At 66.6% G+C, this 22,426-nt stretch carries 23 protein-coding genes; 13 read left to right on the top strand and 10 right to left on the bottom strand.

Translation table 11 applies throughout. From position 1 onward, the window contains the following. Window positions 1-73 precede the first annotated feature (73 nt). From QTI04_RS01650 to QTI04_RS01620, 7 genes are all read left to right on the top strand, one after another. Entirely contained in the window at window positions 74-1,693 is a 1,620-nt protein-coding gene (locus QTI04_RS01650; protein ID WP_286613927.1) for an FAD-binding protein, read from the top strand. Next, window positions 1,690-2,019 carry a ferredoxin family protein gene (locus QTI04_RS01645; RefSeq protein ID WP_286613926.1) on the top strand — a complete coding sequence of 110 codons (330 nt, stop codon included), beginning with the start codon at window positions 1,690-1,692 and terminating at the stop codon, window positions 2,017-2,019. Before QTI04_RS01650 ends, QTI04_RS01645 begins: the two co-directional genes overlap by 4 nt. Before the next feature lie 31 nt (window positions 2,020-2,050). After that, on the top strand, window positions 2,051-3,034 hold the full coding sequence (locus QTI04_RS01640; RefSeq protein WP_286613925.1) for an ABC transporter substrate-binding protein: 984 nt from the start codon (window positions 2,051-2,053) through the stop codon (window positions 3,032-3,034). Between the two features lie 118 nt (window positions 3,035-3,152). After that, complete coding sequence (locus QTI04_RS01635) at window positions 3,153-4,229, top strand: ABC transporter substrate-binding protein (RefSeq protein ID WP_286613924.1); 1,077 nt, start codon at window positions 3,153-3,155, stop codon at window positions 4,227-4,229. A 14-nt stretch (window positions 4,230-4,243) separates the two neighbouring features. Further along, on the top strand, window positions 4,244-5,086 hold the full coding sequence (locus tag QTI04_RS01630) for an ABC transporter ATP-binding protein (protein ID WP_286613922.1): 843 nt from the start codon (window positions 4,244-4,246) through the stop codon (window positions 5,084-5,086). Window positions 5,087-5,163: 77 nt separating this feature from the next. Then, entirely contained in the window at window positions 5,164-5,955 is a 792-nt protein-coding gene (locus QTI04_RS01625; RefSeq protein WP_286614145.1) for an ABC transporter permease, read from the top strand. Beyond that, window positions 5,948-6,847, top strand: coding sequence for a transporter substrate-binding domain-containing protein (locus QTI04_RS01620; RefSeq protein WP_286613921.1), 900 nt, complete (start codon window positions 5,948-5,950; stop codon window positions 6,845-6,847). The genes QTI04_RS01625 and QTI04_RS01620 overlap by 8 nt, the downstream gene beginning before the upstream one ends. Window positions 6,848-6,856: 9 nt before the next feature. On the opposite strand, the gene QTI04_RS01615 is transcribed toward QTI04_RS01620, so the two are convergent. The 5 genes from QTI04_RS01615 to QTI04_RS01595 all read right to left on the bottom strand — a co-directional run bounded on the left by QTI04_RS01615 (window position 6,857) and on the right by QTI04_RS01595 (window position 10,383). Then, a complete protein-coding gene (locus tag QTI04_RS01615; RefSeq protein ID WP_286613920.1) occupies window positions 6,857-7,519 on the bottom strand; it encodes a hypothetical protein in 663 nt (220 codons plus the stop codon). Between the two features lie 52 nt (window positions 7,520-7,571). Beyond that, window positions 7,572-8,090, bottom strand: coding sequence for a CinA family protein (locus QTI04_RS01610; protein ID WP_286613919.1), 519 nt, complete (start codon window positions 8,088-8,090; stop codon window positions 7,572-7,574). Between the two features lie 20 nt (window positions 8,091-8,110). Then, window positions 8,111-8,401, bottom strand: coding sequence for a YciI family protein (locus QTI04_RS01605; RefSeq protein WP_286613918.1), 291 nt, complete (start codon window positions 8,399-8,401; stop codon window positions 8,111-8,113). Window positions 8,402-8,886: 485 nt separating this feature from the next. Further along, window positions 8,887-9,759 (bottom strand): hypothetical protein, encoded by an 873-nt coding sequence (locus QTI04_RS01600; RefSeq protein WP_286613917.1) that lies wholly within the window; start codon window positions 9,757-9,759, stop codon window positions 8,887-8,889. Between the two features lie 132 nt (window positions 9,760-9,891). Next, window positions 9,892-10,383 (bottom strand): Lrp/AsnC family transcriptional regulator, encoded by a 492-nt coding sequence (locus QTI04_RS01595; RefSeq protein ID WP_286604090.1) that lies wholly within the window; start codon window positions 10,381-10,383, stop codon window positions 9,892-9,894. 139 nt (window positions 10,384-10,522) lie between these two features. On the opposite strand from QTI04_RS01595, the gene QTI04_RS01590 reads away from it, so the two are divergent. Further along, window positions 10,523-11,539: a 1-aminocyclopropane-1-carboxylate deaminase gene (locus tag QTI04_RS01590; protein ID WP_286604091.1), complete on the top strand. Its 1,017-nt coding sequence runs from the start codon at window positions 10,523-10,525 to the stop codon at window positions 11,537-11,539. A 2-nt stretch (window positions 11,540-11,541) separates the two neighbouring features. Here the strand turns inward: QTI04_RS01590 and QTI04_RS01585 are convergent, their stop codons facing one another. Beyond that, on the bottom strand, window positions 11,542-12,312 hold the full coding sequence (locus QTI04_RS01585; protein ID WP_286613916.1) for a TOBE domain-containing protein: 771 nt from the start codon (window positions 12,310-12,312) through the stop codon (window positions 11,542-11,544). 113 nt (window positions 12,313-12,425) lie between these two features. Here QTI04_RS01585 and modA point away from each other — a divergent pair, with 113 nt between their 5' ends. From modA to QTI04_RS01570, 3 genes are read left to right on the top strand one after another with little or no spacing between them, the layout of a single operon-like run. Next, window positions 12,426-13,181 carry a molybdate ABC transporter substrate-binding protein gene (modA, locus tag QTI04_RS01580; protein ID WP_286613915.1) on the top strand — a complete coding sequence of 252 codons (756 nt, stop codon included), beginning with the start codon at window positions 12,426-12,428 and terminating at the stop codon, window positions 13,179-13,181. 16 nt (window positions 13,182-13,197) lie between these two features. Next, window positions 13,198-13,863 carry a molybdate ABC transporter permease subunit gene (modB, locus tag QTI04_RS01575; protein WP_286604095.1) on the top strand — a complete coding sequence of 222 codons (666 nt, stop codon included), beginning with the start codon at window positions 13,198-13,200 and terminating at the stop codon, window positions 13,861-13,863. Window position 13,864: 1 nt separating this feature from the next. Then, window positions 13,865-14,560: an ATP-binding cassette domain-containing protein gene (locus QTI04_RS01570; protein ID WP_286613914.1), complete on the top strand. Its 696-nt coding sequence runs from the start codon at window positions 13,865-13,867 to the stop codon at window positions 14,558-14,560. Between the two features lie 38 nt (window positions 14,561-14,598). Here QTI04_RS01570 and QTI04_RS01565 read toward each other — a convergent pair whose 3' ends face one another. The 4 genes from QTI04_RS01565 to QTI04_RS01550 all read right to left on the bottom strand — a co-directional run bounded on the left by QTI04_RS01565 (window position 14,599) and on the right by QTI04_RS01550 (window position 19,099). Continuing rightward, complete coding sequence (locus QTI04_RS01565) at window positions 14,599-15,954, bottom strand: LLM class flavin-dependent oxidoreductase (RefSeq protein ID WP_286613913.1); 1,356 nt, start codon at window positions 15,952-15,954, stop codon at window positions 14,599-14,601. A gap of 52 nt (window positions 15,955-16,006) precedes the next feature. Then, the gene (locus tag QTI04_RS01560) at window positions 16,007-17,005 is read right to left on the bottom strand and encodes a sulfonate ABC transporter substrate-binding protein (RefSeq protein ID WP_286613912.1); all 999 of its coding nucleotides are present in this window, start codon (window positions 17,003-17,005) and stop codon (window positions 16,007-16,009) included. 216 nt (window positions 17,006-17,221) lie between these two features. Then, window positions 17,222-18,181: a TauD/TfdA family dioxygenase gene (locus tag QTI04_RS01555; RefSeq protein WP_286613911.1), complete on the bottom strand. Its 960-nt coding sequence runs from the start codon at window positions 18,179-18,181 to the stop codon at window positions 17,222-17,224. Window positions 18,182-18,205: 24 nt separating this feature from the next. Then, window positions 18,206-19,099 (bottom strand): ABC transporter substrate-binding protein, encoded by an 894-nt coding sequence (locus QTI04_RS01550; protein WP_286613910.1) that lies wholly within the window; start codon window positions 19,097-19,099, stop codon window positions 18,206-18,208. 680 nt (window positions 19,100-19,779) lie between these two features. Between QTI04_RS01550 and QTI04_RS01545 the strand changes: the two genes are divergently transcribed. Together QTI04_RS01545 and QTI04_RS01540 are read left to right on the top strand one after the other, a co-directional pair. Further along, the gene (locus QTI04_RS01545; RefSeq protein ID WP_286604100.1) at window positions 19,780-20,049 is read left to right on the top strand and encodes a hypothetical protein; all 270 of its coding nucleotides are present in this window, start codon (window positions 19,780-19,782) and stop codon (window positions 20,047-20,049) included. 186 nt (window positions 20,050-20,235) lie between these two features. Further along, entirely contained in the window at window positions 20,236-22,377 is a 2,142-nt protein-coding gene (locus QTI04_RS01540; RefSeq protein WP_286613909.1) for a non-ribosomal peptide synthetase, read from the top strand. Window positions 22,378-22,426: the final 49 nt, after the last annotated feature.

Here is a 22,426-nt window from a genome sequence, read left to right as displayed (position 1 = left end):
AACGGAATCCTTCTTTGCATCCTGCCCCCTGCTGGTTAGGGTTCCAGCCTCACGGACACACGGCGGAACAGACATGGGCGCAAGAGATTTCGAAGGTCAGGCACTGTCAGGTGCCGATGGCGGTCATCGCCACGACGCGGACGTTCTCGTCATTGGCGGCGGGCCCGCGGGCACCTGGGCCGCCATCAGCGCGGCGGCGCAAGGCGCGCGCGTGGTGCTCGCCGACAAGGGCTTCTGCGGCACGTCCGGCGCGACAGCGCCCTCCGGCACCGGCCTGTGGCACGTCTCGCCCGAGGGCAGCGCGCGTGCCGAGGCCAAGGCCAGCCGCCTCGCGATGGGCGGTCATCTCGCCGAACACGCCTGGATGGACCGCGTCCTGGCGCAGACCTGGGACAACGTCGAGCGCCTCAAGGACTGGGGCTATCCCTTTCCGAGCGACGACGAAGGACAGCTGCGCTGCACCTCGCTGCAAGGCCCGGAGTACATGCGGCTGATGCGCAAGCGGGTGAAGGCATCGGGCGCACGCATCCTCGACCACAGCCCCGCGCTCGAGTTGCTTGTCGATGCGCAAGGCACGGTCGGCGGCGCCACCGGCGTGAACCGCCAGACCGGCGAGACCTGGGTGGTGCGCGCGGGCGCGGTGGTCATCGCGACCGGCGGCTGCGCGTTCCTCAGCAAGGCACTGGGCTGCAACGTGCTGACCGGCGACGGCCAGCTGATGGCGGCCGAGGTCGGCGCGGCGATGTCGGGCATGGAGTTCTCCAACGCCTATGGACTCGGACCGGCCTTTTCGTCGGTCACCAAGTCGCTGTTCTACAACTGGGCCACCTTCTACGACCGCGATGGCAAGGCGATCGAAGGCGCCGGCTCCTCGCGCGGGCGCAGCGTGATCGCCCAGAATCTGCAGACGCAGCCGGTCTATGCCTGCATCGACCGCGCCGACCCGCAGATCCGGGCTTGGATGCGCACGGCACAGCCCAACTTCTTCGTCTCGTTCGATCGCCAGGGCATCGACCCCTTCACCCAGCATTTCCCTGTCACCCTGCGCCTTGAGGGCACGGTGCGCGGCACCGGCGGGCTGAACCTGATCGACGCCAGTTGCGCCACTTCGGTCGCCGGCCTGTATGCCGCGGGCGACGCCGCGACGCGCGAGCTGATCTGCGGCGGCTTCACGGGCGGCGGCAGCCACAACGCGGCGTGGGCCCTGTCCTCCGGCTTCTGGGCCGGCGCCGGCGCGGCGGCCTTCGGCCAGGATGCGCGCACCCGCGCGCCGCGCACGCTGCGACGCGCTGGCGGCGTGGCGCTCGCCACCCGTGGCGCCGAGGGCTACGACAGCCGGGCGGTGGTGAGCGCGGTCCAGGCCGAGGTCTTTCCGTACGAGCGCAACTGGTTCCGCGAAGGCCACGTGCTGGCGGCATCGCTGGGCCGACTCGACGCACTCTGGAGTCGGCTTCGCCACAGCGCACCAGCGGCCACCGCCAGCGAAGCCGTGCGCGCCCGCGAGGCGGCTGCCATGCTCGCGACCGCACGCTGGATGTACCGCAGCGCGCTGCAGCGCACCGAAACCCGCGGCATGCACCGACGCCGCGAACACGAGGCGCTGGATCCGACGCAGCGACACCGACTCCTCAGCGGCGGGCTCGACGAGGTCTGGGTCCGCGCACAGCCCCTCACGGAAGCCCCCACCGCATGATCGAACTCATCAGCCCCGAACGCTGCACCGCCTGCAACATCTGCGTCAACGCCTGCCCGACCAATGTGTTCGAGGCCATCGCCGGCGGTCCACCGCGCATCGCGCGGCAGGACGACTGCCAGACCTGCTTCATGTGCGAGCTGTACTGCCCCGAGGACGCGCTCTATGTCGCGCCCATCGCGGACCGCCGCGCCAGCGCCGATGAACGCGAGCCCGCCACGAAAGAGCTGGTGGGCAGCTACCGCCGCGCCATCGGCTGGGGCCGGGGGCGTCAGTCCACGGCATCGGCCGATGCCAGCTTTGAACTGCTGCGGCGCGCGCACTGACGCACCGGTTGCTCTCCATCCTTCGTATCCGATGACCCCTTCGACTTCAGCCCTTGCTTCCCGCCGGCGCGTGCTTCGCGGCGCCGTCGGCGCTGCCATCGCGAGCGCCCTGCCCGCCTTCACCAACGCCCAGGGCACCGACGCCGTGCTGCGCCTCGGCTACATCGGCCCCGGCAAGAAGCCGGCTGCCGCCACCGGCTGGGCCCTGCGGCAGGGCCTGCTGCAGCGCGAGCTCGCGTCACTCGGCATCCAGGAGATCTCCACGCGCAATTTCCCCAACGGCCCCGACCTCAACGAAGCCTTCGCAGGCGGCGTCCTGGACGTGGGCATCTACGGCGACACGCCAGCCATCGTCGCGCACTCGCGTGGGCTCGAGAATCGACTGATCGGTTTCGATGCCGTCGGCATGAACGTGTGGCTGCTGACCCCGCGCGGCGGCGTGCGCAGCGTCAAGGAACTCGAGGGCCAGTCGATCGGCGTGGCGCGCGGCTCCTACATGCACCGCTATGTGCTGGGCCTGCTCAAGGCGCACGGCCTGCAGAAATCGGTCAAGGTGATTCACATGTTCCCGCGCGATGGCGAGGCCGCACTCGACCGCGGCTCCATCGCCGCGTTCGCAGCCCAGATCGATGTCGGCCCGCTGCTGGCCTCGCGCGGCTATCCGGTCATCGACCAGGCCGATCAGCACCCGTCGCTGCGCGGGACTTCGGTGATCGTCGCTTCGGACAAGGTGCTGCAAGCCAGGCCGGGACTGGCCGCAGCGTGGACACGCGCGCGGCGTTCGGCGCTCGCGGACATCCACCGCGACCCGCAGGCCTACTACGCCTTCCATGCCGAGGTCAGCGGCTTTCCGCTCGACGTGGTCAAGGTCTCGCACCCGCTCTCGCAATTTCCCGAGGCCGCCTATCCGGCCGAGGGGACGGCGCTGCTTGCCGAAGTCAAGAACTTCCTGCTGGCCGAGAAGCTCATCGATCGCGATTTCAACCTGGACCGCTGGCGCGTGAACGATGCGTGACGAGGCGGCGCAGCGATTTGCCACATATCGTTGTTCGGAATCCTTCGTTGTCGATGCCCGGGGGGATTCCTACGATCGCCGACTTCGTCATTGGCGTCGTCGCCCCCAAGGATTTCTCATGGCTTCACACATCACGAACCCCTCCTCGTCGGCCGAGTTGCCATCGCGCCGCCGCGCGCTGAGATCGCTGGCCTCGCTGGTCGCGGTCGGCGCCGGCGGCCTCGCGCTCGCCGCCTGCTCGCGCCGCGACAGCGCGAGCGCTTCCGCCGCGGGCGGTCCTGCCGTCGTCGGCAAGACCGGCGACAAGGTGGCATTCAAGTACCCCAACAACCCGTCCTTCGACCTCATCTACCTGGCCGACGAGCTCGGCTACTTCGAAGGCACGAACACGCGGCCCGAGTACGTGGGCAAGATCGCCGCGCCGCAGATCATTCCGCTCGTGGGCACGGGCGAGATCGACTTCGGCTCGCGCATGGTGCCGCTGGTGATCTCCGCGATCGCCTCGGGCGCCGACCTGAAGGTCGTCGCGGCCGGCGGCAAGACGCTGGAGGAAGCGCCGCACATGAAGTACTTCGTGCGCAAGGACTCCGGCATCCGCACGCCGAAGGATCTCGAGGGCAAGACGATCGGCTTCAACAGCTTCGGGGCCTGCGCGGAGTTCGTGACCAAGAAGTACCTGCGCGAGAAAGGCGTGGACGTCAACAAGATCAACTTTCTCGTCATTCCCGACGAGCAGGCCGAGCAGACGCTGGTCACGGGCAACACGGACTTGGCGATCATCCACGCACCCTTCTCGGGCCGCGCCGATCATGCCGACCAGCTGGTGCGACTGTGGAGCGACTGGGACCTCGACGGCGGCCTGGGTGGCATGGCGCCGTACAGTGCCCATGGCAGGTTCATTCGCGAGCATCCCGAGGCGGTGCGCGACGTGGTCGTGGCCCTGGCCAAGGCCGGCAACTGGGTCAATGCCAACCCGGAGGAAGCGCGCAAGCTGGTGTCCAAGCGCATCAACATGGCGATCGAGAACGTCGACCGCTATGCCTATGTGGAGGATCTGGTCGTGACGGAGCCGCCGATCCAGTACTACATCGACATCCTGCAGTCCGAGGGCAAGATCGCCGCGGGCAAGGTGGCGATCAAGGACGTCTACACCAACGAGTTCAACCCCTTCGCCGCCAAGCCGGCGAAGACCTGAGGCGAGGCCCGGCGATGACGGTCAAGATCTCGGCGCGCGACGTGCGCATGGAGTTTCCCGCGCGCGGCTCGCAGGAGCGCGTGTCGGTGCTGCACGGCTTCGACCTCGACGTGCGAGAAGGCGAGTTCCTGTCGGTGCTCGGGCCCTCGGGTTGCGGCAAGTCGACCTTCCTGAGCATCCTGGCCGGACTGACGGCGCGCACCGGCGGACGCATCAGCATCGGCGGCCAGAAGCTTGCAGGCATCAACCGCAGCCAGGGCGTGGTGTTTCAGGGCTATGCGCTGTTCCCGTGGCGCACCGTGCTCGACAACATCGCCGTCGGGCTGGAGATCCGCGGCGTGAGCCGCGAGCAGCGGCGCCGCACCGCGCAGGACTACCTGGAGCGCGTCGGCCTGCACGGCTTCGGCAACAGCTATCCGCACGAGCTCTCGGGCGGCATGAAGCAGCGCGTCGCGATCGCGCGGTCGCTGGCCTACCAGCCGGACGTGCTGCTGATGGACGAACCCTTCGCCGCACTCGACGCGCAAACCCGCGAGATCCTGCAGACCGAACTGCTGCGCATCTGGGAACAGGATCGCAAGACCATCGTCTTCATCACGCACAGCCTCGACGAGGCCATCTATCTCTCGGACCGGGTCGCCGTGATGACGCAGCGCCCCGGCAGGATCAAGGACATCATCGACATCCCGCTCGCGCGGCCCCGCTCGAACGAGATCCGCAACTCGGCCGAATTCGTCGCGCTGCGCCAGCGCGCCTGGGACGTGCTCAAGGACGAGGTTCAGTTCGGCGTGCATCCCGCCGCCGCCGCGCGCTCGACATCGCCGGGCGCTCTGCGCCAACTGCAGGAGGTTGCGTGAGCGCGGTCGATCCCCTCCATGACCAGGGTGCTCTCGAGGCGATTGCACAGCCCCGGGATCTCGCCGCACCGCGGCCGATCGCCTCGCTCGTCCGTCGGCAGCGCGGTTTCGGCCGCATCGTCGAGCGAGGCCTCGGCATCCTCCTCTTCCTCGCATTGTGGGAAGCGCTGCCTCGCCTCGGCATCGTGAGTGACGCCTACCTGAGCCCGCCCTCCGCAGTGCTCGGCACCATCGTCCAGCTCGGCCTCGACGGGCAGCTCTGGAAGCACCTCGCCGCCAGCCTGCAACGCTCCCTCTGGGGCCTGCTGCTCGCGATCGCGGCCGGGGTGTCGCTCGGGCTGCTGATGGGTGGATGGCGAAGGCTCGAGAACATCGTCGACCCGGTCCTCCAGTTGTTCCGCCAGACCTCGGCCTTCGCGCTGTTCCCGGTCTTCATCCTGTTCCTGGGCATCGGCGAGCTGTCCAAGGTCGCGATCATCTTCTGGGCCTCCTTCTGGCCGGTGCTGCTGAGCACGATCGGCGGCGTCAAGCAGGTCGACCGGCTGCTGGTCGATTCGGCGCTCTCGATGGGCGCCTCGCAGCGCTTCATCTTCTTCCAGGTGGTGCTGCCCGCGGCGCTGCCGTCGATCTTCACCGGCGTGCGGCTCGCCGGTGCCTACTGCATCACCGCGCTCGTTGCGGCCGAGATGATCGGGGCGCATTCGGGCCTGGGCTTCCTGACCCTGAACTCGCAGGAGACCTTCCAGATCCCGACCATGTACAGCGGCATCCTGCTGCTGGCGGTCACGGGCCTGTTGCTCAACTACCTGCTGGCCCTGCTGGAAGGCCGGCTGCTGCGCTGGCGCAAGGGACTGAGCCTCGATGATTGAGGCCGCACCGCAGCGTGCAACGCCCGGACTCCGCAAGAGACGCTGGCCCGCCCCGCGCATCGGCCTCGCGGTCGCGGCGCTGGTTGCCGCCGCTGCCGGGGCTGCAGCCTGGCGGAGCGAGACACCGCTGTCGGCCCTGCCGCACGGCCCCGTCCTGGATCGCGCGGTCGCGCGGGGTGTGCTGCGCGTGGGCGTCCGCAGCTATCCACGGCCCGCACCGCCGGAAGCGCCGACACCCCCCGAGCCCGACAGCTTCGATGCGACCCTGGCTGCCCGGCTGGCAGCATCGCTGGGGGTACGGCTGGAGCTCGTGGGCCTGGCGTCCGAGGCACAGACAGCCGCCCTGCGCCAGGGCGAGGTCGACGTGCTCTTCGCGGGCGTCCCGGAGTCCGGTGCGCCCGAGGGTGTGGCCATCGCACCGGGCAACTACAGCCCGGGTCGCGGCATGGTCGTGGCGCTCCGCAAGGGCCGCATCCAGGACACGACGGCGCTACGGGGCGCCACGGTGTGCGCTGGCGAGGGGTCGAGCTACGCCCGCACGGTGAGCTCGCGCTACGGTGCGGTTCCGAAGCGCTATCCGTCCGGCGTGCATGCGGTCTCGGCCTTCATGGCGGGGGAATGCGCCGCACTGGTGGAAGACGCAGAGGTCCTGGACCGCCTGCTGCAGGACGGGCAATGGCGGTTCTACCGGCCGCTCGTGAGCGCTCTCGATGCCGCCGACGGCGCCGGCGTGCGGCTGCCAGAGGGTGACGCCGCTTCTCGCGACTACCTCTCGGCCGCGCTCAGACGCTGGGAATCCGACGGCACGCTGGACCGGGCGCGCATCGCGCGCGGAGGCAACCTGCGCCTGGAGATCGCACAGCTGCGCGACGGGCTGGTGTGCCACTCCTGAGCGAGCAGATCAGCCCTCTTCCCGCAGGCGCTCCGCCTTCTGGGCGAGCTCCGCGGCCTCGACGACCTCCCGAAGCGACAACGGTCCGGTCAGCTCGACTTCACCGGCAAGCACACTCTCCAGCGCGTCCCGCCCTGCCTGGCCCGCCAGCCAGGCGAACGTCGACGTGATCGAACCGCCGCCGAACTTGGTGCGCAGCGCCTTCGCCGCGGCACGACTGACCTCGGCGAACGCCTCCTGGTCCGCGGCGGTCGAAGCGGCGCGGACGATGAGCGAAAAGGCGGCGAGTTTGTCAGCCTCGTTGCGCAAGCGCCTCGACCTGGCTTCGCTCCGGGCGGCGGATCCAAGGAGAGCCGATTCGAATGCATCGGTGAACACCTGGATCTGGCGCCCTTCCAGCCAGGTGGCATCCCCTCGCGACACCACCTCGACCGGGCAGTTGCGAGCCCGGGACGCCCGCTCGCCTGCCGCATGCGCGGCGCTTGCTTGCGTCGCATGCCACACGAGGAGCGGGGTGTGCGTGGTGCCATGGACCGCCCATCGGCCCGCGACATTGAGGCAGCGCACGTAGGCGCCCGGCGCCCCATCGTGCCGATGCGCCTCTTGCGACGCCAACGGGTGATCCGCCAGGGAGAGGAGGAGGTACTGTGCGGGAGGCATCGGTGAGTTCATTGCAGGGAACTGCAGATTGTCGCCGCCGCGACCGCGCCACTCTGCGACAGAATCAGTCCACGCTGCCGCCAAGCAGCGCCTGCTCGAACAGCTGAAGAAGGTGGCGTGCGAACAGGTCCATGTTCGCCGCGCGATCACCGCTGCCGGTCTCGATGGTTCTGCTCAGCGCGGTCGCGCCGACGATGGCGATGCACACGTGACCCGGCGCGTCCCCATAGGGACTGCCCGAGGGGCCAGCCGCACCGCTCTCGCTGATGCCCCACGACGCGCGATGACTGTCGCGGATCCTGCCTGCGACCATGACGGCGTAGGGCTCGGTTTCTGCGCGCATGCCTGCGACGTCGACCGCCGTCAGACCGAGCAGCGCCTTGCCTGCTCGCCTCGAATAGACGACCGCACCCCCCAGGAAGAAACTCGACGCGCCCGGTACGGCAAGCAGCGCGGCCGAAACAAGCCCGCCGGAAGACGATTCCACCACCGCAATCGTCTCCTTGCGCTCTTTCAATGCGGCTCCCACGCGCTGCGCGAGACTCGCGAGCGACGGGAGGCTGGAGCCTCTCGATGGGGTCATTTCCAGTTTCCTCGCCCGGCCTAGAGTTCCTTGAGCACTTCCGCACCGGGCGCCGTCATGCTCGGCGTGAACTCCACGACATCCGCACGAGCGCAACCGCTTTTCACAAAAGGATCTTGCGCGAGGAGGGTCTCGAGTTCTTCGCGGCTGCCCGAACGGGCAAGGATCACGCCGCCCTGGCGCGGAACCTGCCGGCCGGACGCAATGAAGAGGCCGCTTTGGTAGTGTTTTTTCAACCACGCGACATGCTGAGACATGAGCGCGTCCAATTCGTCCAGCGGCCGCAAGTAGGTCAGCGTGATCACAAACATGGGTCGCCCTGTTGATGCGGGATTTCATCCTATCGCAGAGCGTTTGGAAGACTGCGTCCGATCCCACGCGGTTCCTGCCCGATCCGTTCTGTGACTTAATTCGCACTCCAAGTCATCAGGTAGGGACCAACTTGTCAAATTACATACCTAAGTATTACCAGAATCCGAGAATCGACTGATCGGCGGCCTCACGATCCCTGGGCTGCCCCACACGCTCCAGATGCAAGACGGACATGGCGAAGAAAATCCAACTCAACGATGCGCAGTGGAACAGGTTGCAGAGGCTGGCAAACGACAATGGCAAGAGCGCTCTCGATGAATCGCCTGGCGTCTCGCATCGCCTGAGGTCCAACGGCCTGGTGGCAGCGGACCGAAAGGGCTGGGAATACCTGACTGACCAGGGGGCGCGCCGGTTGAGTCAGGGTCGGTAGCAGATGGACGGCAGATCCCGTGGAGATCGCCGGGGTCAGGTCAAGCCCGTGTCTTCAGGGGCGTGCCGCGCTCTGGCGCTGCCGGTCCGAGTGCTTCAGCTTGAGGTACTCGGCTTCGCTGAGGTCATCCAATTGGCGTGGGTACTTTTGCGTCCCTGAGTACCAAAGCGTCAGTCGCCTCTCGAAGGCGTCCGGCGCCTCCGAGTAGGCATCCACCGCCAGGAAGTAGCGCATCGCGTTGCGCTCGATCAGGCCCAGCATCCCTCCGACCAGTTCGGGCTCGCCGGAGGACTGCCGGCCCACGACCGTGAAGCCCACCTTGCCGCGTCCGAAGGTGGCCAAGTAGCTCCTGGACGCCACCGCGGTCGCGGCACTCTGGTCGTAGGCATAGCTGAAGTGGACGAATGACTTGCCGTTCTCCAGCGGGATGCCCTCGAGTGCAATGCGATAGTTGCTGGTGCCGAACGGTCCCTTGCCGGAGTTCAACCTTGCTTCGAAATAGTCGGGGGTGGCACTGACGAGACGACCGCGAAAGCTCAACTCGACCGCCTTGTCGACGGGGATGTCGTACTTGCGCACCACGCTCAGTGTCAGGGTCTTGTTGGCCGCGTCGAGACGGCAGGCACGATTGTTGAGATGCAGCATCATCATCTCGCACCAATGCGCCGGCTTGTCCAAGGCGGCACTGACCTTGGCCAACGGGCGGTCCAGCACGCCGTACACCTCGCCTTTCAGGCTGCGTTCTGTCTCGGCGGAAGTCAGAACCATCGGCCGCCCGAGGGGGCTGGTCGCCAAGCCTGGAGCGAGCTTTTCGTAGGAGGCACGCAAGGCCGTGGCGCCCGACTGCGCGGCGGCCGAGGGCGTCCATGCGCAGCAGGCGGCTGCAAGGACTGCCATGAGGGTGGACACAAGACTTCGCATGGACATGGCGAAAACCTCCAAATCACGGCGAGAGCCGGCCCCGCGCCATGAGTCGCGACCGTACACCCGACAGCGAGTCGCTCGAGCGCTCGCGTTGCTGCACGGCACTGCTCCGATCGCGTTCATCGCCGAGGCGGTTCATGCCGGCAGTGGCAACTGCGTCGTCGACATCACCTGCTTGAGCACCATGAAGGTCCGTATCTGCCGCACACCCGGCAGGTACAGCAGCTGCTCGGCGTGCAGGCGGTTGTAGCTCTCGTTGTCGCGCGTGCGCACCAGCATGAAGTAGTCGAACTCGCCGGTGACCACGTGGCACTCCAGGCAACCCGATACCTTCTGCACGGCTTTTTCGAAACTGGCGAACGACTCGGGCGTGGAGCGGTCGAGCACCACGCCGATCATCACCAGCGTGCCGAAATCCAACGCCGCCGGATCGAGCAGCGCCACCACCTTCTTGATCAGCCCCATCGACTTGAGTCGCTCGACCCGCCGCAGACAAGCCGGCGCGCTCAGGTTGACCTTGGCAGCAAGCGCCACGTTCGACACCGAGGCATCGCGTTGCAGCGCACGCAGGATGGCGCGATCGGTTCGATCCAGTCCATCCTTGCCTGGCAATTTTGTTGTGCTCATGGTGCCTTGGACAAAACTAATCCCGCCTTTTCAGTCACGGCGTAACGCTTAGTGTCGCGAATCGCCCTGATTTTGCAACCCTCGAACAGGCGATTCTTCCTACGATTCACTTCATCCCACTTGAACAAGGAATCGCGTCATGAACCTGCAAAAATTCCCGCGCTACCCGCTCACTTTCGGGCCTACGCCCATCCAGCCGTTGCGTCGGCTCAGCGCGCATCTGGGCGGCAAGGTCGAGCTCTATGCCAAGCGCGAGGACTGCAACAGTGGCCTGGCTTTCGGCGGCAACAAGACGCGCAAGCTCGAGTACCTGATTCCCGAAGCCATCGAAGGCGGCTACGACACGCTCGTGTCCATCGGCGGCATCCAGTCGAACCAGACGCGGCAGGTCGCGGCGGTGGCCGCCCACCTCGGCATGAAGTGCGTGCTGGTGCAGGAGAACTGGGTCAACTATTCCGATGCGGTGTACGACCGCGTGGGCAACATCGAGATGTCACGCATCATGGGCGCGGACGTGCGGCTGGATGCCGCCGGCTTCGACATCGGCATCCGCAAGAGTTGGGAAGACGCGATGGACAGCGTGCGGCGGGCCGGCGGCAAGCCGTTCCCGATTCCCGCGGGATGCTCCGAGCATCCGAAGGGCGGGCTTGGCTTCGTGGGCTTTGCGCAAGAAGTGCGACAGCAAGAGGCCGAGCTCGGCTTCAAGTTCGACTACATCGTCACCTGCTCCGTCACCGGCAGCACGCAGGCCGGCATGGTGGTGGGCTTTGCGGCCGACGGGCGCGCCGACCGCGTGATCGGCATCGACGCATCGGCCAAGCCACAACAGACCTTCGATCAGATTCTGCGCATCTCGAGGCAGACGGCCGAGCTGGTCGAACTCGGCCGCGAGATCACGGACCAGGACGTGGTGCTCGATACGCGCTTCGGTGGGCCGGAGTACGGACTGCCGAACGAAGGAACGCTCGAAGCGATTCGCTTGAGCGCCCGCATGGAGGCCATGCTCACCGACCCGGTGTACGAGGGCAAATCGATGCACGGGATGATCGAGAAGGTAAGGCTCGGCGAATTTCCCGCAGGCTCGAAGGTGCTGTACGCGCATCTCGGCGGCGTGCCGGCACTCAACGCCTACAGCTTCCTCTTTCGCAACGGGTGAGGTCAACCGGCCAATGCGACCACGACCGCTGATTCATCGACTTCGGCAACGACCTGCTGCCGGGCACGCAGGCCGCTGCTGGCGTCCGCGAAGCCGACGAGGCGACCGCCCGCTGGCAATTCGAGCGTTACTTCGTCGCCCTGTGGGCCACGCTGGAGCCCAGCGACCTTGCCGCCGAGCCGATTGATCTGCATCTCGGCGGCTGCTCGTGCAGATGCCATGCGCGTGACGCGCACCGAGGTCGCCTTGCACAGCGCAATCACCCGCAGGCCGCTGCACAGTCCGAGCAATTCCACGCTCTCGCGCGTCAGGCGCGCGCAAAGGACCGCACCTTCGCCGATCCGAAGCTGCACGCGTGACAACGGCCCCACCGTTTCCACACCGACCACGGCAGCCAGCAACTGATTGCGCATGCTGGTTCGCAATGCAAAAGGCGTTGCACCGGCTCCGGCCGCCGCGCCGGCAGCGGCCAGCCAACGTTGCTGGATCAACGCTTTCGCCGCATCCAACTCCCCGGCGAGTTCCAGCAACTCGAAGCCATGCGCCGACAACGTTGCGCCTCCGCCCCCCGCGCCTCCGACGGCGCGATGGACCAGTGAGACGCCAGCCAGGTTGGTGAGCGTGTCGATGGCTTGCCAAGCCGCCTTGTAGCTGACGCCAGCCTCGCGCGCCGCCTGAGAGATGCTGCCGCTTCGCCCGATACCGCGCAGGATGTCGATGCGCTTGTCGCTCAAGCCGTGGCCGAGCGCATCGGTGAATCGAGGGTTCTTCATCGCGCGGATTGTGCAACCAATCGAGCCTGCGCTATTCCACCATTGCATAGCGCGGGCCAGGTCGTTGCTATCATCGCTATTCCCATCTTGAATAGCGCACGAAAGAACGAACGATGACCCTCTCGACCCGGCTTCGCGGCGCGGTGCTGGCGGCCACGCTGGTCTTCGCCGGCGCAGCCGTCCAGGCACAGGAATTGGTCGTATCGGCCGCCGCCAGCCTGACCAATGCCTTCCAGGCCGTCGGCCGGGCCTTCGAGCAGTCCAAGCCAGGCGCCAAGGTGACCTTCAACTTCGCCGCTTCGGGCCCGTTGCTGGCCCAGATCCAGCAGGGCGCGCCGGTCGACGTCTTTGCCTCGGCCGACCAGGAGACGATGGACAAGGCGGCCGCCCTCGTCGCCGCGCCGACGCGCGCCGACTTCGCCGCCAACACCCTGGTGCTGATCCTGCCGTCGGCTTCCTCCCAGGCACCCAACGCGCTGGGCGACCTGGCGAATGCGTCCTTCCAGCGGATATCGACCGGCACGCCTGCCACCGTCCCGGTCGGCCGCTACACGATGGAGGCGGTCGAAAGGGCCGGCCTCACGGCCGCATTGCAGCCCAAGTGGATCTTCGGCGAAAGCGTGCGCCAGGTCCTGAACTACGTGGCGCGCGGCGAGGTCGATGCCGGTTTCGTCTACCGTACCGACGCCCTGATCGAGCGCGACAAGACGCGCATCGCGTTCACGGTGCCCACCACCACGCCCGTGACCTATCCGATCGCGCAGGTTGCGGCGAGCAAGCATCCCGCGCTGGCCAACGAGTTCATCGCCTTCGTGCGGGGCGCGTCCGGCCAGGAGATCCTGCAGCGCTTCGGGTTCTCCAAGCCCTGACGCGTCCCTTTGCTGCGTGAGTGTCCTGGTGCTGATTCCTCTCTGGCTCACGCTCAAGGTCGCTCTGCTGGCGACGTTGATCGCGGGCCTGGCCGGGATTGGCCTTGCCTGGTGGCTTTCGCGCAGCCAGTTCCCCGGAAAGGGCCTCCTCGACTCGATCCTGGTGCTGCCCATGGTGCTGCCGCCCACCGTGATCGGCTACTACCTGATCGTGCTCATCGGGCGCAATGGCGTGCTGGGCCGCTATCTGAACGACTGGCTGGGCATCAACCTCATGTTCACCTGGCAAGGCGCCGTCATCGCGGCGTCGGTCGTCTCCTTGCCGCTGGTCTACAAGGGTGCACGCGCGGCGTTCGAAGAGGTCGATGCGCGCTTCGCCAACGCGGCGCGCACCCTGGGTGCCGGCGAGTTCGAGGTGTTCCTCCGCATCGCGCTGCCCTTGGCCATTCGCGGCATCACCGCCGGGCTGATGCTGTCCTTCGCTCGCGCCATGGGGGAGTTCGGCGCCACGCTGATGATCGCCGGCAACTTGCCCGGCAGGACACAGACCCTCTCGATTGCCGTGTACGAGGCGGTGCAGGCCGGCGACGACACGCGGGCCCTGTGGCTCACGCTGATCATTTCGCTCGTCTGCATGGTCGTGCTCGTGGTGTCCGGCAGGTTGCTCCAGGCGAAGCACTGAAATGGCCGCGACCGCAATCGACGTTCGCCTGCAGCTCACCTTGCGCTCATCCGATCGCACCTTCGACCTGGACGTGACTTTTGACGCCCGCTCGCACCGTTGTGCGCTGATGGGTCCATCCGGCTCCGGCAAGTCGACCGTCCTGATGGCCATCGCCGGGCTGGCGCACGCGGCGCACGGCCATGTGCGCACCGGCGGCCAGACCCTGCTCGACACGGCGCGCGGCATCGACCTGCCAGCGCGAAAGCGGCGAGTCGGGGTGGTGTTCCAGGACTACGCGCTGTTCCCGCACATGACGGTGGAGCACAACCTGCAGTTCGGCATTCGCCGGCTCGGCCGGCCCGTCGATCCGCGCGACATGGAGCGGGTCGAGGCCCTGATCCGGCAATTCGACCTGCAGGCGTTGCGCAGCAGCCTCCCGCGTAACCTCTCGGGCGGCCAGCGCCAGCGCGTCGCCCTGGCGCGTGCCCTGGCCAACGAGCCGCTGCTGCTCCTGCTCGACGAGCCGCTGTCCGCGCTGGACGCGCCGCTGCGTGCGCGGCTTCGGCTCGAACTGGCCGAGATGCTCGAGCGGGTGCAGGTTCCGACCTTGCTCGTGACGCACGATCCACAGGACGTGGAAGCGCTGGCGCGCGAGGTGATCCAGCTCGACAACGGGCGCGTCGTGGATCACGTCAGAACTCCCAAGGCGCTCTGACATGCGCCTGCGTCACCCCATGGCTTGGTGGTGACTGCCTACGAGCCAGTCGTCCGAGGCGATGCCGCGCGATGCGAAGGACGCGCAAGCCCCAGGTGCTCGCGCAGCGTCGTGCCTTCGTACTCGGTGCGGAACAGTCCCCGCCGCCGGAGTTCGGGAATCACGAGCTCGGCGAAATCCCTCAGGCCGTGCGGCAGCGTGGGCGCCAGCACGTTGAAGCCATCCGCAGCGCCGGTGGTGAACCATTGCTCCAGCTCGTCGGCGATCGACTCCGCGGTGCCGACGAGGGTCCAATGACCGCGCGCCCCCGCGACCTTCTCGTAGAGCTGGCGGATCGACAGGTGGTCGCGCTTCGCCATTCCCGCGAAGAGTTCCTGCCGGCTCTTCCAGCCTTCGGTGACCGGCAGGTCCTGCGGGAACGGACCGTCGATGTCATAGCCAGTGAGGTCGACATTGCCGAGGAAGGTGGACAGCAGGCCGACGCCCAGCACCGGGTCGATCAGCCCCTGGAGCTGGTCGAACTTGTCCTGCGCCTCCTGCTGGCTGCGCCCCACGAAGGGCGAGATGCCCGGCAGAATCTTGAGCTGCCCGGGCGTGCGGCCGTGGGCGGCGAGGCGTCCCTTGAGGCCGCTGTAGAAGGCCCTCGCCTCCTGCGCGCTCTGCTGGGCGGTGAACACCACCTCGGCGGTCGCGGCAGCCAGATCCTGTCCGTCGCCGGAGGAGCCCGCCTGCACCAGCACCGGGTGGCCCTGAGGCGCACGCGGCGTCTGCAAGGCGCCATGCACCTTGTAGTGCTCGCCTTCGTGCGCGACGCGATGCAGCTTGGCCGTGTCGAAGAAGCGGTTGGCCGCCTTGTCATGGACGAAGGCATCGTCGTCCCAGCTGTCCCACAGCCCCTTGACGATCCTCACGTACTCGTGGGCGCGCGCATAACGGTGCGCATGGCCGAGCTGCTGGTCGAGACCGAAGCTGCGAGCCTCGAAGTCGCTGCCCGAGGTCACCAGGTTCCAGCCGCTGCGGCCATGGCTGACCTGGTCGAGCGACGCATACTTGCGCGCCAGGTGATAGGGCGGCAGGTAGGTCGACGACACGGTCGCCACCAGCCCGATGTGCGTGGTGGCCTGCGACAGCGCGGCCAGCGTGATCAGCGGATCGAGCGGATACCAGAGCGCATTCTTCGCGACCACCGCATCGGGCGGCCCGGGCAGGCCCACGTTGTCGGCGAAGAAGATCGCGTCGAAGTTGGCCTCTTCCGCGATGCGCGTCCACTCCTTCAGCGACTCGATGCGGCTGGCCGCGCCCGGATCCACATCCGGGTGACGCCACGCAGCGAGGTGATGACCGACGCCGAAAAAGAAGGCGCCGAGGTGCATGTGCCTGCGGGGTGTGCTCATCGATCGAGAAACACGCAGGTCGGACCAGGCTCCTTGATGGGGGATGACACGCTCACGGCTTGTCCACCACCACGGCGTCGCTGATCCTGATGGCCTTCGGGATCAGCTTCAGGTCGAAGAAGGTGTCGGCGATCTTCTGCTGGTCGGTTGCCACCTGCGACGTGATCGGCTTCACGTTGAATTCGTAGCGGCGCAGCGCAAGCTCGACCACGTCGACCGGCAGCCCCTGCAGCGGTGCGATGAGTTCGGCCGCCTGCCGCAGGTTCTTCTTGAGCCAGATGCCCTGCGCGACGGAGTCCTCGAACAGCGCATCGATGACCTTCGGGTTCTTCGTCACGAAGCCGCGCTCGCCCAGGTAGAACTGGTAATTGTTGACCACGTCGGGTGCGCCGTCGGCGAGCACGCGGGCGCCGGTGGCCTTTTCGGCGGCCGCCTGGAACGGATCCCAGATGACCCAGGCATCGACGTTCTTGCTCTCGAAGGCGGCACGGCCGTCGGCCGGGGCCAGGTACACGGGCTGGATGTCGCTGAGCTTCAAGCCGTTCTTCTCGAGCTGCTTCACCAGCAGGTAGTGCACGTTGCTGCCCTTGTTGAGGGCCACCTTCTTGCCCTTGAGGTCCGCGACCGACTTGATCGGCGAGTCCTTCGTGACGAGGATCGCCTCGGCGCGCGGCGCCGCCGGGTCGTAGCCGAAGTAGACGAAGCGCGCGCCCGCGGCCTGCGCGAAGATGGGTGGCGCCTCACCCACGTAACCGACGTCGACCGCGCCGACGTTGAGGCCTTCGAGCAATTGCGGGCCGGCCGGGAATTCCACCCACTTCACGCCGAAGCCCAGCGGTGCGAGCTTCTTCTCCAGCGTGCCTTGCGCCTTCTGCAGCACAAACAGGCTGGCCGACTTCTGATAGCCGATGCGAAGCTCGCCCTTGCCAGCTTGGGCATGCGCGGAGGCCGAGGCGAGCATGCCCGCCAGCAGCATGGCAGCGGCAACGAGCAAGGCACTGAGCGCGAGGTCGCGCAACGATCGGCGGATGGTGTTCGACACAGAAAACATGGGAGATCCTGAAAGCGTCAACGGAGACGGCCGCGATTGTCGGCAGCGCCGCGTGGAAGTGGAACGACCGTTATGTCAGGTGCATATAGCCAAATCAACCGACAAGCGCGCCGCGCCTGACCGAACGCGGTGGCGCCGACAGTCGACGACTTCAGCCTGCTGCAACTCGCGTCCACGCCAGTCGGCCGTCAGCCACGCGCCGGGTGGCTTGAGCCTCTACTCGTAGGCCTCCAGCGGCTCGCCTTCGATCGCGCTGGAGCGAGAACCGTCTACACCGAATGGAATCTCACCCTTGAGCGTCACGCGGTAAAGCTGGCGGTCGAACTCCAGGTCGTCAATGTCGCGGGGCGCCAAGTGGGCCGTGCTGTTGTTGTCCCAGAATGCGATGCTGCCCTCCTGCCAGCGAAATCGCACCGTGTACTCGGGCCGCACCACATGCTCGAACAGCAGGTCGAGCAGTTGGCGGCTTTCGCGCGGCGTCAAGCCGGTGACGGTTTGCAAGAACAGCGGACTCACGTACAGCGCCCGCTCACCACTCTCCGGATGCACGCGCACCAGGGGATGTTCGCTGACCAAGGGGCGGGACCGGTTCTTGCGCAAGAACTCGTCGGTCGCATTCTGGCCTTCAGGTGGTGCAAAGCGGTGAATGCCGCGCAAACCGTCGACAAAGGCGCGCAGGGTGGGCGACAAGCCGGCGTAGGCCTGCACAAGGTTGGTCCATTGCGTGTCTCCACCATAGGGCGGAATCACCACTCCGCGCAGGATCGACGCGGCGGGTGGGTTCACGGCGGCCGTGACGTCCGTGTGCCAGCCCGTCCACGGCCGGATCAGCTGCTCGCCTTCGTGGCGCGACTGGAAGCGGTTGCGGCCGACTGAATACACCTGCGGGTGACCCTCGACATAGCCGTACACCGGATGGCCGATGGTGGGCTCGCCGAACTGCCGCGCGAAGGCCACATGCTCGGCATGCGTCAGCACCTGATCACGAAAGAACACCACCTTCCACTGGCGCAGCGCGGCGCGGATGGCGGCAACGGCAGGCGCACCCAGCGCGCGGCGCAGATCCAGCCCGTGGATCTCAGCGCCGATGTGGCCGGTGAGCGGGCGCAGATCGATGTCGTCCTGCAGTGGTTGGGAGGGCGACACCGCAGGGCGCGCCGAGAGGATTGCGTTCATGACTCGTCTTTCAACTTGCCGGCTTCAACCGCCAGGCACCTGGTGCACGTCATCGAAGAAGTAGCTCTTCCATGTCGTCGGATCGTTCTTCAGCACCTTGGCCTTGTGCAGGAAGCGCGCGAGCCGCTCGGTGTTCTGGGGCACGACGTCGTAGCCGATTTCGGGATCTTCCAGGAAGGCCAGGATGTCGGCCAGTGGCACTTTGGAATCCTCCGCCTCGAGGTAGATCTCAGCTGCACGGCGCTTGTTCACGCGCACGAACTGGGCCGCGTCGGCCAGCGCGGCCTTCACCGCGGCGTAGGTCTTGGGGTTGTCACGCCGGAACTTCTCCGACGTCACTGCCAACACCGACGACGATGGTCCCCCCATCACGTCGTAGGAACTCAGGATCACGTGTACGCCCGGGGTCTTGCGCTGTTGATACTGGAAGGGTGCGTTCGAGAAATGTGCGGTCACGCCGCCCTTACCGGAGGCCAGCACTGCCATGGCTTCGGTGTGCGGCAGCGTCACCAGCGAGTTATCGAAGCGCGCAAACTGCTCGAAGCCAAAGGTCTGTGCGGCAGCCATCTGCAGCGTGCGCGCCTGCTGCGAAGAAGTGGACACCACGGCGATGCGGTCCTTTTCGCCGAGATCGCGGATGCTCCTGACATCGGCACGGTTGCTCAGCAAGTACTGCGGCATCGTGCCGACCGCGGCGAAGGCCTTGAAGTTCTGCTTGCCCAGCGTACGGTCCCAAAGCAGCAGGGTGGGGCCGACGCCGATGTGCGCCACGTCGACCGCGCCCGACAACAATGCCTCGTTGACCGCACTGCCACCCGACAGCCGCGACCATTCGACGGCGATCTCCAGCCCCTGCGCGCGGCCCTGTTTCTGAATGAAGCCCTCGGCACGCGCCACATGCCATAGCAGCGATGTCAAACCGAACTGGTCGACGATGCGTACGTTGCCTTCTGCGGCGCAGGATTGGCCGCCAGCAGTGGCACCAAGGCCGCAGCCCAAAGCGTCAAGCCACGACGCAGCAAGCGCAGCACCGGACCGGCGGGACTTTCAACACGAGAAGGAGATGCGCAGGCCGTGACCATGGGGGGAGCCAACAGTGGATCAACCCGCAATCGTAGGAGCGACGCGCGACCACGCCAAAGAAGAAGTGCGCATGTGAATCCTCGGTTTCCGAGGATCTGCCCTGGGCTCGGCAAGGGTTGCGACGCAGGCCCGTGGGAGGCGTGAAGCTCCCGCTGACGTTGGGCGGAGCGGGGATTGATCGACGGGTACGAGTTGGTGGTGCAGCCCAGGCTGGTTGGCCACGGGCCGACGTTGTTCGCGGGGCTATCGAAGCGTGTCTACTTGAAGCTCGTGAGCCGGCAGGAGTTCGGCTCGGGGGCGGCGACGATGCGGTATGGGCCGAGAAGGTAGCCATCGGAACTGCAGTCTGCGCCCCTCCCAAATCGTCTCTCCTGAAGGAGAGCGCCCACTGCCGCCATCGGGTCCGATGGACGACACCACGTGAGCCGCCGCGCCTCCGGGCTGACGCGGTGCGGTCTTACAGGCCGCCCTCCCCTGCCTTCGAAAATGGCTCGAACAATTCACAAGGACATTCCATGAAAGCCATCGCAGCCATCGCTATCGCCGTCAGTAGCATCGTCACGCTTGCGGCGTGCGACGTGAAGAAGACGGCCGAAGGAAATATCACGGTGCCCAAGTACGAGAAGACGAAGGAAGGGGACGTGACACTTCCGAAGTACGACGTGACCCCGCCTGACGTGAAGGTCACGAAGGAAGAGAAAACCATCACGGTCCCGACGGTGAAGAGCGAGGAAAAGGTGATCGAAGTACCGAAGGTTTCGGTCACTCCGGCCAAGGATAAGTAACCGAGGCCCTCGGGCTCTGGACTTGCCGGATCACATCGTGGGCTTGACCTTCTCGGTACTCCACGACGCCGCGCGCATCGGGTGTCGGCAACGCATCGGTACTGCACATCCATCGCTGCTGCGATCGAAACGCCGCCGGCTCCTGTCAGGAACGAAACGCCGTCGCACACCAGCCCTGAACCCGCGATGGCTGCACTGCAGTGGAAGCGATCTGAAGGCACACCGGATGGGTTTTCCAGGATGCACCGCGTGCACCTTGAATTGCCACGCCCTGCATTGCGGAAAGCCCTCGCAATGTCACGTCAACGGTACTTAACAGCAATCCTCGAACGCTACACTTCGCGCGAAATCCTGGCGGCGCGCGATCCACAAGCATTGATAACAAATCGAACAAGCCCTGTCATCACACCACTGACGGCATCGGCTTCGCACCCGTGCAGAAAAGGGAATGTCTTGTCCGACTTCGAAGCCTCGACCCTCGCGCAACTGCTCGCACGCCACGCGGGTCTGCGGCCTGCGGCGATCGCCCTGCTGGCGCCGGGAGCGCAGCCGGTCAGCTACGCGCAATTGTTCGCAATGGCGCAGAGCGCGCGACCTTGGCTGGCCTCCCGCGGGCTTGCGCCCGCCGCTCGCGTTGCCGTGCTCATGCCATCAGGCCTGGGACTGGCCATCTCCTGCGTGGTGATCGCGTGCGGGGCCGTGTGTATTCCCCTGCACGCAGGGCTTGCCGAGCTTGAACTGCTGAACCTGCTCGGGGACGCCCGGGCCGATGCCGTCATGGGCCTGGCGGGCGACCCCCTTCCCGTGACGCTCGCGCAGAAGCTTGGACTGGCCACTCTGGCTTTCGACATGCAACAGTGGCTCGAAGGCCCCTCCAGAGGCGCGCCGGATGTCGATGCGCCCTGGCCCGACTCCACCGATACGGCTTTCGTCCTGTTCACGTCGGGCACGACCGGAAAGCCCAAGCGCGTGCCGCTCGGCCAGCGGCAGGTCGTGTGTTCCGCGCACCACATCGCGCAACACCTCGACCTGAGTCCCGAAGACCGTGCGCTGTGTGTGATGCCTGCCTATCACAGCCATGGCTTGATCGGCGGACTGCTGGCGCCCCTCGCCGCCGGCTCGTCAGTGGTGTGCGCGCCGGCGTTCGATGCCGCAGAGTTCCCGCGTTGGGTCCGCGATTTTCGCCCCACCTGGTACACCGCCTCTCCCACCATCCATCATGCCGTTGTCGAGCAGCTGACCCACGACCACGCGGCGCCGCCGGCACACGGCTTTCGGCTGATTCGCACGGCCTCGTCGATGCTGCCCGCGGAGCTGCAGCGCCGCATGGAGGATCTGTGGGGCGTGCCCGTCATCCAGTCCTATGGCATGACCGAAACGGCCACCCAACTGGCGAGCAATCCATTGCCGCCAGGTGTGCGAAAGGCTGGTTCCGTCGGCCGCCCCGTCGGAGCCGAACTGCGCGTGATCGATGACGAAGGCCATGCGCTGTCAGTCGGACAGACCGGTTCGGTCATCGCGCGCGGACCCGCCGTGTTCGCCGGTTACGAAGACGCGCCCGAAACCAACGCAGAGGCATTCCTTCACGGCTGGTTTCTCACCGGCGACCTGGGCTGGTTCGACCATGAAGGCTACTTGTTCCTGGCCGGGCGCAGCAGGGAGATGATCAATCGAGGCGGCGAGAAGATTTCGCCGTTCGAAGTCGAGCAGGCGCTCATGCGCCTGCCAGGCGTCGCGCAAGCGGTGGCCTATCCGGTGGCGCATCCGACGCTGGGCGAGAACGTGCACGCCGCCATCGTGCGCTCGCCGGACAGCGCAGCGGATGGGCCGTTCCTTCGCTCCAGCCTTTTCGGCGTCATTGCGGACTTCAAGATACCGGCGTGCATCCACGTCATCGACCGCATCCCCCAAGGCGCCGGTGGCAAGGTCCAGCGCCGAAACCTGGAGCATCAGGTGGCGGCGCTTCTCGCCGCCGTGCCCAGCGATGTGCCATTGACGCCGCTGCAGTCGCAGATCGCCGCCCTGTTCGCGCGCGTCCTGGATCAACCGCGCGTCGCCTTCGACGCCAACTTCCTCGCGATCGGGGGTGACTCCCTGTCGGCGGCGCGGCTGGTGCTCGAGGTCAATGAAACCTGGGGCGTCGATCTGCCCGCATCGGCCCTCCTGGCGCATCCGACAGTCACGACTTTTACGGCTGAATTGCAAGCCGCCATCGAAGAAGCCGATGCACTCAGTACATCGTTCGAGTCCGAACTGGGTGCCCTCAGCGACGACGAGGTCGCGCACCTGCTCGGAGGCGACACATTTGGCGGCCGAAACGGCGCTTGAACTGGCCGTCTGCACCCCAAGAGACATAGCGAACAGAACGACACCAACG

Source organism: Variovorax sp. J22R115 (assembly GCF_030317005.1).
Lineage (GTDB): Bacteria > Pseudomonadota > Gammaproteobacteria > Burkholderiales > Burkholderiaceae_C > Variovorax.
The sequence above is the reverse complement of the archived record's forward strand: the minus strand, read 5'-3'. Positions and strand labels throughout refer to the sequence as shown.

What these genes read in the sequence shown, in the direction of transcription:
- QTI04_RS01645 (WP_286613926.1), top strand. Translation starts at nt 1,690, where the DNA reads ATGATCGAACTCATCAGCCCCGAACGCTGCACCGCCTGCAACATCTGC.
- QTI04_RS01610 (WP_286613919.1), bottom strand. Translation starts at nt 8,090, where the DNA reads ATGACCCCATCGAGAGGCTCCAGCCTCCCGTCGCTCGCGAGTCTCGCG.
- QTI04_RS01585 (WP_286613916.1), bottom strand. Translation starts at nt 12,312, where the DNA reads ATGAAGAACCCTCGATTCACCGATGCGCTCGGCCACGGCTTGAGCGAC.
- QTI04_RS01540 (WP_286613909.1), top strand. Translation starts at nt 20,236, where the DNA reads ATGGCTGCACTGCAGTGGAAGCGATCTGAAGGCACACCGGATGGGTTT.
- QTI04_RS01600 (WP_286613917.1), bottom strand. Translation starts at nt 9,759, where the DNA reads ATGTCCATGCGAAGTCTTGTGTCCACCCTCATGGCAGTCCTTGCAGCC.
- QTI04_RS01555 (WP_286613911.1), bottom strand. Translation starts at nt 18,181, where the DNA reads ATGAACGCAATCCTCTCGGCGCGCCCTGCGGTGTCGCCCTCCCAACCA.
- QTI04_RS01595 (WP_286604090.1), bottom strand. Translation starts at nt 10,383, where the DNA reads ATGAGCACAACAAAATTGCCAGGCAAGGATGGACTGGATCGAACCGAT.
- QTI04_RS01605 (WP_286613918.1), bottom strand. Translation starts at nt 8,401, where the DNA reads ATGTTTGTGATCACGCTGACCTACTTGCGGCCGCTGGACGAATTGGAC.
- QTI04_RS01650 (WP_286613927.1), top strand. Translation starts at nt 74, where the DNA reads ATGGGCGCAAGAGATTTCGAAGGTCAGGCACTGTCAGGTGCCGATGGC.
- QTI04_RS01630 (WP_286613922.1), top strand. Translation starts at nt 4,244, where the DNA reads ATGACGGTCAAGATCTCGGCGCGCGACGTGCGCATGGAGTTTCCCGCG.
- modA (WP_286613915.1), top strand. Translation starts at nt 12,426, where the DNA reads ATGACCCTCTCGACCCGGCTTCGCGGCGCGGTGCTGGCGGCCACGCTG.
- QTI04_RS01620 (WP_286613921.1), top strand. Translation starts at nt 5,948, where the DNA reads ATGATTGAGGCCGCACCGCAGCGTGCAACGCCCGGACTCCGCAAGAGA.
- QTI04_RS01615 (WP_286613920.1), bottom strand. Translation starts at nt 7,519, where the DNA reads ATGAACTCACCGATGCCTCCCGCACAGTACCTCCTCCTCTCCCTGGCG.
- QTI04_RS01640 (WP_286613925.1), top strand. Translation starts at nt 2,051, where the DNA reads ATGACCCCTTCGACTTCAGCCCTTGCTTCCCGCCGGCGCGTGCTTCGC.
- QTI04_RS01590 (WP_286604091.1), top strand. Translation starts at nt 10,523, where the DNA reads ATGAACCTGCAAAAATTCCCGCGCTACCCGCTCACTTTCGGGCCTACG.
- QTI04_RS01565 (WP_286613913.1), bottom strand. Translation starts at nt 15,954, where the DNA reads ATGAGCACACCCCGCAGGCACATGCACCTCGGCGCCTTCTTTTTCGGC.
- QTI04_RS01635 (WP_286613924.1), top strand. Translation starts at nt 3,153, where the DNA reads ATGGCTTCACACATCACGAACCCCTCCTCGTCGGCCGAGTTGCCATCG.
- QTI04_RS01570 (WP_286613914.1), top strand. Translation starts at nt 13,865, where the DNA reads ATGGCCGCGACCGCAATCGACGTTCGCCTGCAGCTCACCTTGCGCTCA.
- QTI04_RS01545 (WP_286604100.1), top strand. Translation starts at nt 19,780, where the DNA reads ATGAAAGCCATCGCAGCCATCGCTATCGCCGTCAGTAGCATCGTCACG.
- QTI04_RS01560 (WP_286613912.1), bottom strand. Translation starts at nt 17,005, where the DNA reads ATGTTTTCTGTGTCGAACACCATCCGCCGATCGTTGCGCGACCTCGCG.